This is a genomic window from Enterobacter sp. CM29, from assembly GCF_013179605.1.
Classification (GTDB): Bacteria; Pseudomonadota; Gammaproteobacteria; order Enterobacterales; family Enterobacteriaceae; genus Enterobacter; species Enterobacter intestinihominis.
The window spans coordinates 18,467-33,049 of the sequence record NZ_JABMCU010000021.1 but is presented as its reverse complement, the minus strand read 5'-3'; the positions used below and the strand labels follow the sequence as shown (position 1 = coordinate 33,049).

Sequence of the window (14,583 nt, the reverse complement as noted above, 5' to 3'; positions counted from 1 at the left end):
ATTCCAAAATTTGCTAAAAATTTCCTGACAGAAGCAGGCGACATGCGTGCTGCTGTGCGGCAGTATATTGCCGAGGTTGAGTCCGGCGTTTATCCGGGCGAAGAACACAGTTTCCATTAAGGAGTCCAGGTGTGCTAATCATAGAAACTCTGCCGCTGCTGCGCCAGCATATCCGCCGTGCACGTCAGGAAGGTAAACGTATCGCCCTCGTCCCGACCATGGGCAATCTGCACGACGGCCATATGAAGCTGGTCGATGAAGCGAGAGCCCGTGCAGATATCGTGGTAGTCAGTATCTTCGTTAACCCGATGCAGTTCGATCGCGAAGACGATCTGGCGCGCTATCCACGTACCTTGCAGGAAGATTGCGAGAAGCTCAAAAAACGTCATGCGGATATCGTCTTCGCACCGGCCCCCGCAGATGTTTATCCTCAGGGTACCACTGAAGCGACCTACGTCGACGTACCGGGTATTTCGACCATGCTGGAGGGTGCCAGCCGTCCGGGCCATTTCCGCGGCGTTTCCACCATCGTCAGCAAGCTGTTTAACCTGGTGCAGCCGGACATCGCCTGCTTTGGCGAGAAAGATTTCCAGCAGCTGGCGCTGATCCGCAAAATGGTTGCCGATATGGGCTACGACATAGAGATTGTCGGCGTGCCGATTGTACGTGCGAAAGATGGCCTGGCGCTTAGCTCCCGTAACGGCTATCTGACTGCGGAACAGCGTAAAATTGCGCCAGGCTTAAGCAAAGTCATGAATACCATGGCAGAGCAACTGCTGGCAAAAGAATTAACCGCAGAAGAAATCATCGCTTTGGCTGAACAGGCGCTGAACGAGAAAGGTCTTCGTGCTGACGACGTTCAAATTCGGGATGCCGATACGCTTCTGGAACTCTCAGATACCAGCAAACGTGCGGTAATTCTGGTGGCGGCTTGGCTCGGCCAGGCCCGCCTTATCGACAACAAAGTGGTTGAACTGGCGTAGTTTTACTACCCGGAAGTGAAAGGTAAACGTAATGATTCGCAAAATGCTACAAGGTAAGCTTCACCGTGTGAAAGTCACCCAGGCCGACCTGCACTATGAAGGCTCCTGCGCGATCGACCAGGATTTTCTCGACGCGGCGGGTATTCTCGAAAACGAAGCTATTGATATCTGGAACGTTAATAACGGCAAACGCTTTTCAACGTACGCGATTGCCGCTGAACGCGGGTCTAAAATCATCTCCGTTAATGGGGCAGCGGCGCACTGCGCGGACGTGGGTGATATCGTCATTATTGCCAGCTTTGTGATGATGTCTGACGAAGAGGCACGTCGCTGGCAGCCAAAAGTGGCATACTTTGAAGGCGATAATGAAATGAAACGTATTGCGAAGGCAATTCCGGTTCAGGTTGCCTAAGCCAATAGTACTGTTATAAATTACCCGACAAATAGGTTGGGTAATTTATACATAATTAAAATGAATAGCGTTCTTTTTATATATTTTTATTAATATATTCAAGTCACCCTGCCGAACACCTGCTCATCAAAATGATGAACAATTATTATCATTCACTATTAAACAATCATATTGACTTAAAGATCGTTTAAGTATTTCTAACGCCTAACGGCTTCTCACAACCATTACTCATCACTTAGAATCCTTTTCCCGAAGCATCTGTTCGGAACGAACATAAGCCTTGCTTATGTTCACTTTTCTAGCATTTAAATATGGATATAAAAAATGTCTTTTAATAAATTAGGTCTGGCAACTGTAGCAGCAATGGTTCTGAGTGCGGGTTCTGCAATGGCAGCTGATATTCCTTCAGATACAGGCACTATTACTTTCCACGGTATGGTTTCTAATAACACCTGTAAAGTATCCCTGGATCAGAAGATTGACCAGGATGGTAATGATTTTGACGTTAACCTGGATACCGTGTTTGTAAAAGACTTCGCTAATGCGCTGGGTACCACCAGCACCCTGGGAGAAAAGAAATTCTCCCTTACCCTGACAGGTTGTGATTCTGCTACCGTCAACCAGGCATCTGCTCAGTTTGATTCCTGGGCGGGTTCTTCTTCAACTTCCGGCGGTCTGCTGGTTCCACCATCAAATACTCAAGGCGCCGCTAAAAACGTCAATCTGGTACTGTCAAACGATGGCAACTCCGCTACCGATCAGATCAAACTGGATCAGACCAACAATACCCAGAAAGCAACGATTGATACCACAGGCGCAGGCGCACTTTACTACCGTGTAGCGTATACCCAGGGTCAGAACTGGGATGCGGCCAACAACCCAGTGTCAGCTGGTGTGGTTCAGGCACAAGCTGCATTCACCATGATCTACGAGTAATTTTAAGCGCATAAATAAAATGCTCATATTATCCCCTGACGTACGTCAGGGGACTATTGATATCATTCCAACAGGAAGTGGAAAAATGTTAAGCACATCATTTTATAAAGGATTTAAAGCTGCCTGCTTTACAGCTGCTGCTGTCGCGTCATTCCAGGCAAGCGCAGATATCGTTATTTCGGGAACACGTATTGTTTATCAGCAGTCGCAAAAAGATGTCATCGTTTCTTTAGACAACCGTGGAAAAAAACCACTATTAGTTCAATCATGGCTCGATGACGGTCGCGATGACACCAATCCACAGGAATTAAAATTACCGTTTATTATTACTCCACCAGTATCCCGAATTGATCCGCAAAAAGGTCAATCCGTTCGGATCTCATACCTGGGTGGTTCATTGCCGCAAGATCGCGAATCCCTATTCTGGTTCAATGTGCTCGAGATTCCACCGAAGTCAAAAGTGAAAGACGGTGAAAATCCTAACCAGCTCCAGCTGGCATTCCGCACACGTATTAAACTCTTTTTCCGACCTGACGGCCTGAAAGGTACGCCAGGAGATGCAGCAGCCAAAGTAACGTGGTCACAACAAAAACAAGGTAATACGCTAAACCTGATCGCACACAATGATTCCCCTTACAACGTTTCTATTTCAAATGTAAAGCTGAAATCAGCAAATAAAGAGTACCAGGTTGAGCATAAATCTATTTTACCGTTTAGTACTCAAATTATGCAGGTAAAAGGTTTAGGTAGTACTGCCACCGGCACTGTTGCTTACGAAACCATTAATGACAATGGCGGCTCTGATACTTTTGAAACCAAAGTAAATTAATAACCGCACCACCGCCACATTATAAATATAACACGTATGAATGATTCATAGCATTCATACGACGACTTGTCTGGATGAAGCATGCTATTTCAACGATCAATTTTATGTCTCGCAATCTGTGCAGCATTTCCTCTGCATGCCAGCGAGACTGAAAAAAAAGCTGTAGACACCTCATCCGAAACAGAATCGGCCATTGAATTTAATGACCAGTTCCTTATCGATAATGGTGGAGGTATCAATGTCGATCGTTATGCTTATGGCAACCCAGTTCTGCCAGGTACTTACCGTGTAAAAGTGAATTTGAATGGCAATTCAAAATCCACGGTCGAGATGACATTCATTGATAACAAAACGCCACGTGCCTCAGCATGTCTGACTAAACTCACGCTGACACAGGCAGGCGTTGATACCAGCATATTAGGCGATGATGTCAAAAACGACGAAACGTCTTGCGTAGATATCAAAAAATATTATCCCGGTGCTTCTGAAAATTTTGATAGTAGCAAGCAGGAAATGGATCTTAATTTCCCGCAAATCTACGTGCTTAAGCTTCCAGCAGGGTATGTCGATCCTTCATTATGGGATAATGGTGTTCCGGCCGGATTACTCTCATACGATCTTAATACCTGGCACAGCGAGTCAAACGGCACCAATTCAGATACCGCTTATGCGGGCTTGCATTATGGCCTGAACGTGGGGCCGTGGCGTTTACGTTCTCGCGGCAGTCTGAACTGGGACAGCGATAATGGCACACATTATTCCAGCCAGGATATCTACCTCCAGCGAGATATCACACCACTTAACGCACAGATGGTAATGGGTGATTCCTACACACGCGGTGATGTCTTTGACTCGGTGAGCCTGCGTGGTGCGCGTATGTATAACGATGACCGCATGCTCCCGGAAGGCACCTCTGGCTACGCGCCAGTAATTCGTGGTGTGGCAAACAGTAACGCCAAGGTTAGCGTAACGCAAAGCGGCAATAAAATTTATGAAACCACCGTTCCACCCGGTGCTTTCGAGATCAATGACCTCAGTACAACAGGCTATGGCAATGATTTGATTGTCACTGTAGAGGAAGCCGATGGAAGTAAACGGACGTTTACCGTTCCGTTCTCCTCAGTTACACAAATGCTCCGCCCAGGCTCCAGCCGCTGGGATGTGGGTTTAGGTGAGCTGAATGATGATTCATTGCATGATAAGCCAAACGTTGGCTACGCAACTTACGCGTATGGTCTGAATAATACCTTTACCGGTTACGTGGGTGCGCAATATACGGATATGGATTTCTACGCCGGCCTGCTTGGTCTGGCTATGAATACCCGTATTGGTGCATTCGCATTAGATGTTACCGGGTCCTATGCCGATATCGACGGGCTGGACACGCTTAAAGGGCAAAGTTATCGGCTGACCTACAGCAAAATGCTTGAAGCTACTAACACATCTCTTAACGTGGCAGCTTATCGCTTCTCTACAGAAGATTATCTCAGCCTTAACGATGCCGCCTCATTGCAGGACAGTATTCATCACGAGGAATATGGCAATCGATCTTATGACAGCAATGCCGAGCTTTATGCTGATTATCAGCGTACCAAAAACCAGATACAGGTCAGCCTGAACCAGCCATTGAATGTTAACGGTGATGAATACGGCTCACTCTATATTAGCGGTACCTGGCAGGATTACTGGAATGACTCCAGCTCCACTTCCGACTACAGCGTGGGTTACAACAATAGTTTTGCTTACGGTAGCTATAGCGTTTCTGTGCAACGCACGTACAACGAAACAGGGGAAAAGGATGACAGCGTTTATTTAAACGTCAGTATTCCATTCAGCATATTCAATAAAGATAGCGCGCAGTCAGGCGGATTTAATAACGTCAACATGAGCCTGCGCACTGATTTAAAAGGCGGTACCAGTTTTAACTCTACGGCAAGCGGCAACTCCAAAAACAGTGAAGTGAGCTATTCCGTTAGCGCCTCATCAAGCGGGGGCAACTACGGCAACCTGAACCAGGTCAGTGGCTATAGCTCATGGAACAGTCCTTACGGGCCGCTCGGTGTCTCAGCGTCCTTTGGCGATGACAATAGTAAACAGTATTCCGCGAGTTATAACGGCGGAATGGTTGTTCACTCGGGTGGCGTTGTATTTACATCCGGCAGTATCGGCGAAACGGATTCACTTGCGCTGGTAAAAGCAAGTGGCGCAACGGGTGCTCGGCTGGGTTACGGCCAAAGCCGCATTAACAGCTCCGGGTACGGGATTATGCCGTATATGTCAGCCTACAGAGAAAACCGAGTATCGCTCGATATCAGCACTCTCGAAGCAGACGTTGAAATCAAAAATACCAGCGCTGTTGCCGTACCTCGCAATGGCTCCGTTGTATTAGTGAATTTTGAAACGGATGAAGGTCGTTCGCTTGTTCTGGAATTACAACGTTCTGATAACGGCTTTATTCCGTTAGGTGCAGACGTTCTGAATGAGAAAAACGAATCTATCGGAACGGTAGGCCAGGCAGGACAAGCTTATGTACGCGGTGTGGAAGACAAAGGCGCTCTCCGGGTGGTATGGGGAAGCGATGGATCCAGCTCTTGCACGGTGCATTATCAGATTCCTGAAAATGCGAAGAAAGCAGGCTTAACCACGATTCTGAGTAATCAACAGTGCCAAATGTAATGATGTTAAAACAGGGAATCACACCCATGGGAAATAATATGAAGAAAAATCATTGCGGTTATTCATTAATCGCATTAGCAATGTTAGCGATGTCAGGTTCTGCTGCGGCAGCCGATCTCAATGTTAACTTCACTGCCAATATCCGCGAAACCACCTGCGATATGAAACTGGTCGGCGGTACGGGTTCAGATACGCAGCAAACGCTGACTATCGGTAATAACGGTCAGGTACGTTTAGATGATGTCAAAGCCGGAACGGCAAATGCCAATTTCAAAATTGTGCTCGTTGAATGCCCGGCGTCGCTAACCTCGTTAAAAACAACCGTAAAAGGAACCAAATCAGGTTATTTAGCTAGCGGCCTTGTTAACCAGATTGCAAAAACTAACGGTGGCGCTGATTACTCTGCGGCTGAAATCGCCAGAGCCGATGCACCAAATACTCCTTTTATCATTAACTCAACCCTGGATTCAGAGCGCCTGGTCTGGAGTCCGACAGAAATCCAGAATAAGGAAGTTGCTCTGGTGGCCACCTTACGTGAAACAAAAGAAAACAGCATGACCATTGGTGATTTTCAGGCCGTGGCGACCTTTGAATTTAGCTACGAGTGATTAGTGCAGGAAAACGGAGCAACATTATGAAATTCAATTCTACTTTTATCGCCCTGTCCGTTTCTGCTCTTCTGTTCTCGGGAATGGCAAGCGCAGCAATTACAGGCACCCCTAGTGTCGAATTAACGATTAAATCAAAAATTGTATCAGGCACATGTACCGCAAAAGTACTTAACGATGCAGGCACAGCCTCCACTGAAATTGCATTCGGCGACGTATACAAATCCGATCTGGTGAACAAAACCCGTGTCGAGCCGCTCAAGATTAGTTTCACCAACTGTTCTGGAGTAACCAAGGCAACGGTGTCCGCTGCGAAAGGCGCTGGTGGTGAATGCAGTGGCGTCAACAAGACGGGTGATTCTTACTCTGGCGGCTTAGCAACGGGCTTTGAGATCTGGTCGGGTGTTGTCGATACTGGCGAGCTTATGAGCTGTAACACGCCTCCGGCTGCTAAGGATGTCACCATTACTGATGGTACCGGTGAATTCCCGATGAATTCCCGTATCGTTATCGGGCAAGGCCAAACCATTGCTGATGTAGGCGCGGGGGCGGTTACTGCGCCAGTCACGTTTACTATCGCTTATCCATAATACCAGGAACCAGTATGCAACAATCACCGTTTATTTTATACCAGCCCGGTCTTGTGTTGCTTATGGGCTTGGCTGGTGGCATCTTGCCTGGCGTAAGCCAGGCAAGCTCAGGATTAGACGTAAATATTACCGCTAACATTGTTAATAGCACCTGTAAGATGACCGTGGAAAATGACGGCGAAATTTATCTCCCCAATGCGATGCGCAGTTGGTTTTATAACCCGGATGGTAGCGATCGTTTTACTGCAACCGATGATGCAGGCGGTACGCCTTTTAAGATCCATGTAGATGATTGCTATGGAGACAGCGGTACGGCTAAAAAGCTGAGTTTTAGCTTTTCGCCGCAGTCGGGTTTCTGGCCAGGACAAAATCAGGTTTTCAAAAGTGATGATACCGCCGCAGGCGCGGCAAAAAATGTCGGCGTCGTCGTTTTCTCTGAAAAATATAAAAAGAATGTTTTAAACAACGACGGCACGTCAAAAATCACTTTTGACGTAAGCGGTCAGGATACTGCATTTTTAACGGATTATCAGTTCTATGCCCGATATCAAAATATTGGCGTAGTGGCTGGTGGTGTCGTTACCAGTAAAGTATTGGTTGACGTCACTTACGAATAATAATCAGAACAGGAAAAAGGATGAGAATGTTCAACTTTATAAGACAGGGTTTCAACGTGAAAGGCACAATGGCGTTTGCCATGGCGAGCGCGTTATTTACCCTCAGCCACTCCTGCTGGGCAGGGGAGTGCCAAATGAATAATGGAAAAGGCGGCACAACCACGCTAATCAATTCTGACTACTCAGGTGGCACTGTACGTCTTCCCCCTCCGGGTAACTACGCCAGTACTCTTTTTAACGTTAACCTGACACCAGGCATTCAGGCCAAATGTGGTCCGGGGGACGATGGTTTTAACCTCGTGTCACAAACAAACCCGACCTTGCTAATGGGGAGTAGTTATGGCAGGGCTATGTTTGAAACAAATATTCCGGGGATTTATTATTCCGTAAGGGTGCACACCGCAGAAAGCACTGGAGGCATGGGTGGTTACTTCGCTATGAATACTACTGGCTGGACTACCGTTGCCTCCTCCGGAAAATCTGACCCGTGGGATGAAAAATGGATAAACACCTCAGTTCAAATTTATATTGATGAAGGTTACAGAGGCAACCCGAACAAAGAAACCTCAATCAGACCCAAACCCGGCACTCTGGGTAAAATGGCTATTGGTAATCCAGATGATAGTGACAACCAACCATGGACATTTATGGTCAACGAGGACTCATTCCAGATCCCGATCGTTCTTCCAACCTGTGACATGGCCATGCTATCGGATGGTACTAATAATGTTAACCTGGGAGAATATTATGTTTCAGACATTAAAAACAATCGGGTTAAGGATATCCCTTTTTCCATTAGCTTAAGCAATTGTACCGGTGTGGCAAATATCACAACCAAACTCACCACCTCAAAGCTAACCGGAAAAAATAATGATCTTCTTGGTAATACGCTTTCGTCCGGAGCTGAGGGCGCAGGCGTGAGAATCATGTATAACGGAACCTCTCAACTCCTGCCGAATAATCCTGACTCATCCTATGTCATAACGGACTACCAAACCCCTGAATCCAAGCAAATTAATTATGTTGCTCAACTGGTAGCAAACGGAAACACAGTGAAACCGGGGTCGTTTAAAGCCACCGGCGTATTCACCCTTTCATACGACTAACCGCTATCCCTGCGGCTGATTACTGATCAGCCGCGACATCGTCTCCAGTGAATCCGTTCTTAAGATATACAAACGCTTCAACAGGAACGGATTATCCCCCGGCTTCACCTTCCCTTTCATCGTCGTCACTGCCAGATGAAAACCAGCGTCATTCGCTGCCTTTATCGCTTTATTGTCATAGCCGCCAAACGGATACGACACATACAATACGCGCGGGTTGAACTGAGCCAGTGCACGACGTGAGCGTTCAAAATCAAACAGGATCACGTGATAGCTACGGCTCAACAGGATGGGGTGTTTATAGCCATCCACGCGATGCAGGAAATGAGTGTGAGACTGAATGTCGAACACATCCTGGATGCCCTTAATTTCCTGAACGCTCATAAACTGCAGCGATTTTGGATCCCACTTCTGCGGGTGGCCTTTGATTCGGGATGAAATTATAAACGCCGTCGCGTTGAAGCCATACTCTTTTAGCACCGGATACGCATAGCGGCTCACCGATTTCAGGCCATCATCAAAAGTGATCACCACCGCTTTCGCGGGCAGGTTCACCTTGTTACGCACGTACCCTTCAAGCTGGTACATCGTCAGCGTGGTGTAGCCCTGATCGCGTAACCAGGCCATCTGATTATTAAACGCACGTACGCTGGTCGTCGTGGAGGTATGTCGAAAACGGGTGTTCTCTTCATCACGCAAAATATGATGGTAGGTCAGAACCGGTAGCCCGTTATCTTCCTGCGCATCCAGGCTGCTTACCCATGCCAGACGATTACCGATACGGATCTGGAACCAGGTCTGGTTCAGGCGGTCTTTCAGCTTATTCAGAATCGGATAGCGAAGATTAGCGCTTAAGGTGCCAAAGGGCGCGCTTCCGCTGCTGGGGGCGTTATAAACCGGCGTGTCTTTCCAGGTAATGAGGTTTTGATTACTGAGCGGCTTGTTCAAGTCACCCAGGCTATCCTCAACGCGTTGTTTGCCCTGAACTTTTTCAAGGTGGTCTTTATCAATAAACCCCGTACCGAATCCGAAACGAAATTCATAGTAATCCGCCGCGGCCGGAAAGACAGCGAGGATCTGCCCGGCGCGGACATTCCCCACATTCACAACGGCATTTCCCACCTGCGCCCAGATGGCCGCATCTTCGGTGGTTTGCATATACTGAGCAGGAAGGCCTTGCTGGCTGGTCAGGCTGGCAGACGCACCACCGGAAACCACGAGCAGAAGGATAAAGATAACGCGCTTGAGCATGGAATATAAATCGACACAGAAAATCAGCCGCCATTGTAACAAAAGCGGCATCAATACCAATGTTTAATGCTTATACAGATCGTGAAGCAGAACAAAAGGCGGGTTCTTCTGCTGCTGGTGCCACAAGCTGCTCACGCCCGGCGAGCCCTGCGCCACAATGGCGTGACGAAACTCAGCGCTGCTCAACGTTGCGCGCAGCGGATACATCGTTTCGAGTAAAGGCAGGCTGATACCGGAGATTACTTCACAGTTATCGTGCTTATGGCTCATTAGGGCAGCCGCACGGTATGGCGCCGCGCCGGATCTGTCAGTGAGAAAAATCACGCCATCGCCGGTGTCGGTTTCATGCAGCGCGTCACACATCATCCGGCTGAGCATATTGGTGCTCAGCCCTCGCCAGTAATTTACCGCACGACATTGCGCCAGGGGGCCAAATCGGGCCGCCAGCTTAAGCAGCATTTCCTGTGCCTCTTCATCGTGGCAGGTGATCACCAATCCTAGCATCTGTTCACTCCTTTGCTCAGATAAAAATTCAACTGATTATAGACTGCGTGAGTGTGATTATGTTCAATTTTAAAGATTAATTATTTTAACAATTATATTTAAGAACAATTAACTATAACTAGCAACTCGCAAATGAAAAAATCATAAAAGGATACATTACCAAAGGGGATAACATGCAAAGCTACGATTTAAAAATTATGGGTGGCCGAACTCAAATTGGATCAGGATGGGGTAATAACGAGCATAAACTCGTCGCGCTTGATAAAATAACTCTAGCTCCAGTCATTGTTGACTGGAGCTACGAGGATACTCCTGAAAAAATTTTTACTGGTAGTCGATTTACCGATACGGAGCCAACAAAACGGCTTTTAGTCAACTCTGATATATACGTGCGTGGCAGCCTGGTTAATATAAGCAATATAGGTGGAGCAGGTGCTTCCTTCGCCGCTATTCAGGATAATGGTATGGTCGTCGCATGGGGATTGCCGGGAGAAGCGGATACTACCCCAACCAGTGATCGTAACCATGATGTTCAAGTTGTCTGTGGCTCAGAAGAAACCTCAGTAGGTATTAATAAACTTAATCAGATTTTTGTATGGGGACGAACCTCTGATGAGCCTATCCCCGAAGATATTGCAGCCCTTAACGATATAAGTTTTGTGAAAACTTTTAAAAAATGGGGTGAATATGAGTATAGTGCTTTCCTGGCTATAAGAAAAAACAAACAAATTGTGCAATGGAACGATGTTGGGTTCCCTTGGACAATGCCTGAACATATTGCAGAAATGAAAGATTTTATTGCCATAGAATCCACCGATGGTGCATTCGCTGCGATAAGAGAAAATGGCCATGTCGTTGCATGGGGAGATCCAAAATCTGGTGGCAGACTACCGGAACATTTAAATGATATATCTGATGCCACAAAGATATTCGGCAATCACGATACCTTTCTTGTTCTGCACAAAAGTGGAAAGATCTCCACATGGAGTGAAGCTGAATATAACAGCATAGCGCCAGAATACATTACCACTCTCAGCGACATCAAAAATATTTACCCCTTTTATGGTGGTTTTATTGCATTGCGGGAAAATAACATGCTGGTCTCATGGGGTGAGTATGCTGAACCTATCCCAGCCGAAATAGCCTCGCGCTCAGATATAATCGATGTTCAGGTTGGAAGAAACCAGGCTGCCGCAGTACTTCTTCCGGGAGGCAAAGTCTTCTCATGGGGTGAATTGTCGAACCCTTATTTTATACAGCAACCAGAAAATCTATCAGAGGTAATATATATTTGCGCAGGAGCAGACTGTATAGCCGCACTCAAAAGAGATGGCAGCGTAGTTGCCTGGGGCCATCCCGATCAGGGCGGTGATACTTCTCCTGTTGCGGATGAGCTATATAATATTAGAGCAATCTATAGTTCTACTTATGGATTCTGCGCCCTTCGCAATGACGGAAAGGTAATCGTTTGGGGTGAATATGGGGGGGATATGCGCAATGTTCCTCCAGAACTTCAGAACAACATTACTTATGCATGGGAGTGAGTAATATGTCCCGGTGACGCGCACGTCGCCGGGACATACTATTAGCTACGCAGCCCGCGTCCGCGCTGGATCAGATACCAGCACAGCAGATAGAACGCCACGATAAACACCACCAGCACCACAACGGTGGTGAACAGCGGGACATCGGCAATGCCGAGGAAGCCAAAGCGGAAGCCGCTGATCATGTAGACAATCGGGTTCAGGTGCGACAGCGCCTGCCAGAACGGCGGCAACAGCGTCAGGGAGTAAAACACCCCGCCCAGATAGGTCAGCGGCGTCAGCACGAAGGTCGGGATCAGGCTGATGTCATCAAACGTTTTAGCAAACACCGCGTTCAGCAGCCCGGCGAGGGAGAACAGGATCGCCGTCAGCAATAATGTGAGCGCCACGAACAGCCACGAATGCACCTGGAACGGGACGAAGAACAACGAAATCGCCGTCACCAGAATCCCCACGCACAGCCCGCGCGCTACACCGCCGCCCACGTAACCGGCGATGATCACATGCGTTGGCACCGGGGCCACTAGCAGCTCTTCAATGTTGCGCTGGAACTTGGCGCTAAAGAACGACGACGCCACGTTCGCGTAAGCGTTGGTGATCACCGCCATCATGATCAGTCCCGGCACGATAAACTGCATATAGGTAAAACCGTGCATCTCACCAATGCGGGAGCCAATCAGGTTACCGAAAATGATGAAGTAGAGCGTCATGGTGATCACCGGCGGCACCAGGGTTTGCACCCAGATACGCATAAAGCGGTTAATCTCTTTTGCCCAGATGCTTTTCAGCGCGACCCAGTAAAGATGCGTCATGCCTTGTCTCCTTGTTTGTCGTGCACCAGAGAGACAAACAGCTCTTCCAGTCGGTTTGCTTTGTTACGCATGCTTAATACCTGAATGCCCTGCGCACTCAACTGTGAGAACACGCTGTTGATACCCTGCTCGCGCAGCACTTCTACCTCCAGCGTCGAGGTATCGACCAGGCGATAGTTGTAGCCTTCCAGTTTCGGCAGCGCGCTTTTCGCCGCCAGATCGAGGATAAAGGTCTCTGATTTGAGCTTGGAGAGCAGATTCTTCATCGAGGTGTTTTCCACCAGCTCACCGTGCTGAATGATGCCGATATTGCGGCACAGCATTTCCGCCTCTTCCAGGTAGTGCGTGGTCAGAATGATGGTGGTGCCTTTATCGTTCAGATCTTTCAGGAAGCCCCACATGGAACGACGCAGTTCAATATCCACGCCAGCAGTCGGCTCATCAAGGATAAGCAGCTTTGGCTCGTGCATCAGCGCGCGGGCAATCATCAGGCGGCGCTTCATCCCCCCGGACAACATCCGCGCGCGTTCGTTACGCTTCTCCCACAGGTCGAGCTGTTTCAGATACTTTTCGCTGCGCTCAAGCGCCTCTTTGCGCTCAACGCCATAGTAACCCGCCTGGTTAACAACAATCTGCTGTACCGTCTCAAACGGGTTGAAGTTGAACTCCTGCGGCACCAGCCCCAACTGACGCTTGGCGTTGACCACATCTTTTTGCAGATCGTAGCCAAACACGCTGACGCGGCCGGAGGTTTTATTGACCAGCGAGCTGATGATCCCGATGGTGGTGGATTTCCCCGCCCCGTTCGGCCCCAGAAGCGCGTAGAAATCTCCCGCTTCGACTTTAAGATCTATCCCGCGCAGCGCCTGAACGCCCCCCGGGTAGGTTTTTTTGAGCTGTTCAAGCTCCAGTGCAATCGCCATGAATTCAACTTACCTTAAGTTCTGACACACGTTGTGTGGTTTCATTAAAAGTCGGGTTACCCTATAGTAGCGCAACGCAATCACTTGGTTACAGGTCGCTAACCTCCATGAACGACATAGATACACTCATCAGCAACAATGCACTATGGTCAAAAATGCTGGTGGAGGAAGACCCCGGATTTTTTGGAAAACTCGCGCAAGCGCAGAACCCGCGCTTTCTCTGGATTGGATGTTCTGACAGCCGTGTCCCCGCCGAACGTCTGACGGGTCTTGAACCTGGCGAACTGTTTGTTCACCGCAATGTGGCTAACCTGGTTATTCATACCGATCTCAACTGCCTTTCGGTTGTGCAGTACGCCGTTGACGTTCTTGAGGTTGAGCACATCATTATTTGTGGCCACTACGGCTGCGGCGGCGTGCAGGCGGCGGTCGAAAACACAGAGCTGGGGTTAATCGATAACTGGCTGCTGCACATTCGTGATATCTGGTTCAAACATAGCTCACTGCTGGGCGAAATGCCGCAGGAGCGCCGTCTCGACACCCTGTGTGAGCTGAACGTAATGGAGCAGGTCTATAACCTGGGCCACTCGACGATTATGCAGTCTGCCTGGAAACGCGGGCAGAAGGTCTCCATCCACGGCTGGGCGTACGGTATTCACGACGGTCTGCTGCGCAATCTGGAAGTGACCGCCACCAACCGCGAAACGCTGGAACAGCGTTACCGCTCGGGAATTGCCAACCTCAAGCTTAAGCATGTGAACCATAAATAACAAAGCCGGGGGTTTTCACCCT

Annotated in this window: 15 protein-coding genes and 1 pseudogene; 12 read left to right on the top strand and 4 right to left on the bottom strand. The window is 48.4% G+C overall.

The genetic code is table 11. The features are described from left to right. The 10 genes and pseudogenes from panB to HP459_RS04765 form a co-directional block, all read left to right on the top strand. Positions 1–120, top strand: a pseudogene (gene panB, locus HP459_RS04810) (3-methyl-2-oxobutanoate hydroxymethyltransferase); the annotation flags it as partial. A gap of 11 nt (positions 121–131) precedes the next feature. After that, a complete protein-coding gene (gene panC / locus HP459_RS04805) occupies positions 132–983 on the top strand; it encodes a pantoate--beta-alanine ligase (RefSeq protein WP_022647085.1) in 852 nt (283 codons plus the stop codon). Positions 984–1,014: 31 nt separating this feature from the next. Continuing rightward, on the top strand, positions 1,015–1,395 hold the full coding sequence (panD, locus tag HP459_RS04800; RefSeq protein ID WP_022647084.1) for an aspartate 1-decarboxylase: 381 nt from the start codon (positions 1,015–1,017) through the stop codon (positions 1,393–1,395). 324 nt (positions 1,396–1,719) lie between these two features. Next, on the top strand, positions 1,720–2,331 hold the full coding sequence (locus HP459_RS04795; RefSeq protein ID WP_171935980.1) for a fimbrial protein: 612 nt from the start codon (positions 1,720–1,722) through the stop codon (positions 2,329–2,331). Positions 2,332–2,416: 85 nt separating this feature from the next. Next, positions 2,417–3,160: a fimbrial chaperone gene (locus HP459_RS04790; protein ID WP_069596246.1), complete on the top strand. Its 744-nt coding sequence runs from the start codon at positions 2,417–2,419 to the stop codon at positions 3,158–3,160. Between the two features lie 81 nt (positions 3,161–3,241). Then, positions 3,242–5,836, top strand: a complete 2,595-nt coding sequence (locus HP459_RS04785; RefSeq protein WP_022647081.1) for an outer membrane usher protein — start codon at positions 3,242–3,244, stop codon at positions 5,834–5,836. Between the two features lie 38 nt (positions 5,837–5,874). Continuing rightward, entirely contained in the window at positions 5,875–6,444 is a 570-nt protein-coding gene (locus HP459_RS04780) for a fimbrial protein (protein ID WP_032625598.1), read from the top strand. A 26-nt stretch (positions 6,445–6,470) separates the two neighbouring features. After that, positions 6,471–7,034 carry a hypothetical protein gene (locus HP459_RS04775; RefSeq protein WP_023299346.1) on the top strand — a complete coding sequence of 188 codons (564 nt, stop codon included), beginning with the start codon at positions 6,471–6,473 and terminating at the stop codon, positions 7,032–7,034. A gap of 14 nt (positions 7,035–7,048) precedes the next feature. Continuing rightward, positions 7,049–7,651 (top strand): fimbrial-like protein, encoded by a 603-nt coding sequence (locus HP459_RS04770; protein ID WP_038415358.1) that lies wholly within the window; start codon positions 7,049–7,051, stop codon positions 7,649–7,651. 20 nt (positions 7,652–7,671) lie between these two features. Beyond that, complete coding sequence (locus HP459_RS04765) at positions 7,672–8,757, top strand: fimbrial protein (protein ID WP_155025546.1); 1,086 nt, start codon at positions 7,672–7,674, stop codon at positions 8,755–8,757. Positions 8,758–8,760: 3 nt separating this feature from the next. On the opposite strand, the gene HP459_RS04760 is transcribed toward HP459_RS04765, so the two are convergent. Together HP459_RS04760 and HP459_RS04755 are read right to left on the bottom strand one after the other, a co-directional pair. Continuing rightward, a complete protein-coding gene (locus HP459_RS04760) occupies positions 8,761–10,008 on the bottom strand; it encodes a polysaccharide deacetylase family protein (protein ID WP_171935979.1) in 1,248 nt (415 codons plus the stop codon). 63 nt (positions 10,009–10,071) lie between these two features. Further along, the gene (locus HP459_RS04755) at positions 10,072–10,512 is read right to left on the bottom strand and encodes a PTS sugar transporter subunit IIA (RefSeq protein ID WP_171932579.1); all 441 of its coding nucleotides are present in this window, start codon (positions 10,510–10,512) and stop codon (positions 10,072–10,074) included. Positions 10,513–10,685: 173 nt separating this feature from the next. Here HP459_RS04755 and HP459_RS04750 point away from each other — a divergent pair, with 173 nt between their 5' ends. Next, a complete protein-coding gene (locus HP459_RS04750) occupies positions 10,686–12,056 on the top strand; it encodes a hypothetical protein (protein WP_063148779.1) in 1,371 nt (456 codons plus the stop codon). A 41-nt stretch (positions 12,057–12,097) separates the two neighbouring features. On the opposite strand, the gene HP459_RS04745 is transcribed toward HP459_RS04750, so the two are convergent. Beyond that, on the bottom strand, positions 12,098–12,868 hold the full coding sequence (locus HP459_RS04745) for an ABC transporter permease (protein ID WP_022647074.1): 771 nt from the start codon (positions 12,866–12,868) through the stop codon (positions 12,098–12,100). Further along, positions 12,865–13,791 carry an ABC transporter ATP-binding protein gene (locus tag HP459_RS04740; protein WP_003856300.1) on the bottom strand — a complete coding sequence of 309 codons (927 nt, stop codon included), beginning with the start codon at positions 13,789–13,791 and terminating at the stop codon, positions 12,865–12,867. The genes HP459_RS04745 and HP459_RS04740 overlap by 4 nt, the downstream gene beginning before the upstream one ends. A 107-nt stretch (positions 13,792–13,898) precedes the next feature. Here HP459_RS04740 and can point away from each other — a divergent pair, with 107 nt between their 5' ends. Beyond that, positions 13,899–14,561, top strand: a complete 663-nt coding sequence (can, locus tag HP459_RS04735) for a carbonate dehydratase (protein WP_003856301.1) — start codon at positions 13,899–13,901, stop codon at positions 14,559–14,561. The last annotated feature ends 22 nt before the right edge of the window (positions 14,562–14,583 follow it).

What these genes read in the sequence shown, in the direction of transcription:
- panD (WP_022647084.1), top strand. Translation starts at nt 1,015, where the DNA reads ATGATTCGCAAAATGCTACAAGGTAAGCTTCACCGTGTGAAAGTCACC.
- HP459_RS04795 (WP_171935980.1), top strand. Translation starts at nt 1,720, where the DNA reads ATGTCTTTTAATAAATTAGGTCTGGCAACTGTAGCAGCAATGGTTCTG.
- HP459_RS04790 (WP_069596246.1), top strand. Translation starts at nt 2,417, where the DNA reads ATGTTAAGCACATCATTTTATAAAGGATTTAAAGCTGCCTGCTTTACA.
- HP459_RS04785 (WP_022647081.1), top strand. Translation starts at nt 3,242, where the DNA reads ATGCTATTTCAACGATCAATTTTATGTCTCGCAATCTGTGCAGCATTT.
- HP459_RS04780 (WP_032625598.1), top strand. Translation starts at nt 5,875, where the DNA reads ATGAAGAAAAATCATTGCGGTTATTCATTAATCGCATTAGCAATGTTA.
- HP459_RS04775 (WP_023299346.1), top strand. Translation starts at nt 6,471, where the DNA reads ATGAAATTCAATTCTACTTTTATCGCCCTGTCCGTTTCTGCTCTTCTG.
- HP459_RS04770 (WP_038415358.1), top strand. Translation starts at nt 7,049, where the DNA reads ATGCAACAATCACCGTTTATTTTATACCAGCCCGGTCTTGTGTTGCTT.
- HP459_RS04765 (WP_155025546.1), top strand. Translation starts at nt 7,672, where the DNA reads ATGAGAATGTTCAACTTTATAAGACAGGGTTTCAACGTGAAAGGCACA.
- HP459_RS04760 (WP_171935979.1), bottom strand. Translation starts at nt 10,008, where the DNA reads ATGCTCAAGCGCGTTATCTTTATCCTTCTGCTCGTGGTTTCCGGTGGT.
- HP459_RS04755 (WP_171932579.1), bottom strand. Translation starts at nt 10,512, where the DNA reads ATGCTAGGATTGGTGATCACCTGCCACGATGAAGAGGCACAGGAAATG.
- HP459_RS04750 (WP_063148779.1), top strand. Translation starts at nt 10,686, where the DNA reads ATGCAAAGCTACGATTTAAAAATTATGGGTGGCCGAACTCAAATTGGA.
- HP459_RS04745 (WP_022647074.1), bottom strand. Translation starts at nt 12,868, where the DNA reads ATGACGCATCTTTACTGGGTCGCGCTGAAAAGCATCTGGGCAAAAGAG.
- HP459_RS04740 (WP_003856300.1), bottom strand. Translation starts at nt 13,791, where the DNA reads ATGGCGATTGCACTGGAGCTTGAACAGCTCAAAAAAACCTACCCGGGG.
- can (WP_003856301.1), top strand. Translation starts at nt 13,899, where the DNA reads ATGAACGACATAGATACACTCATCAGCAACAATGCACTATGGTCAAAA.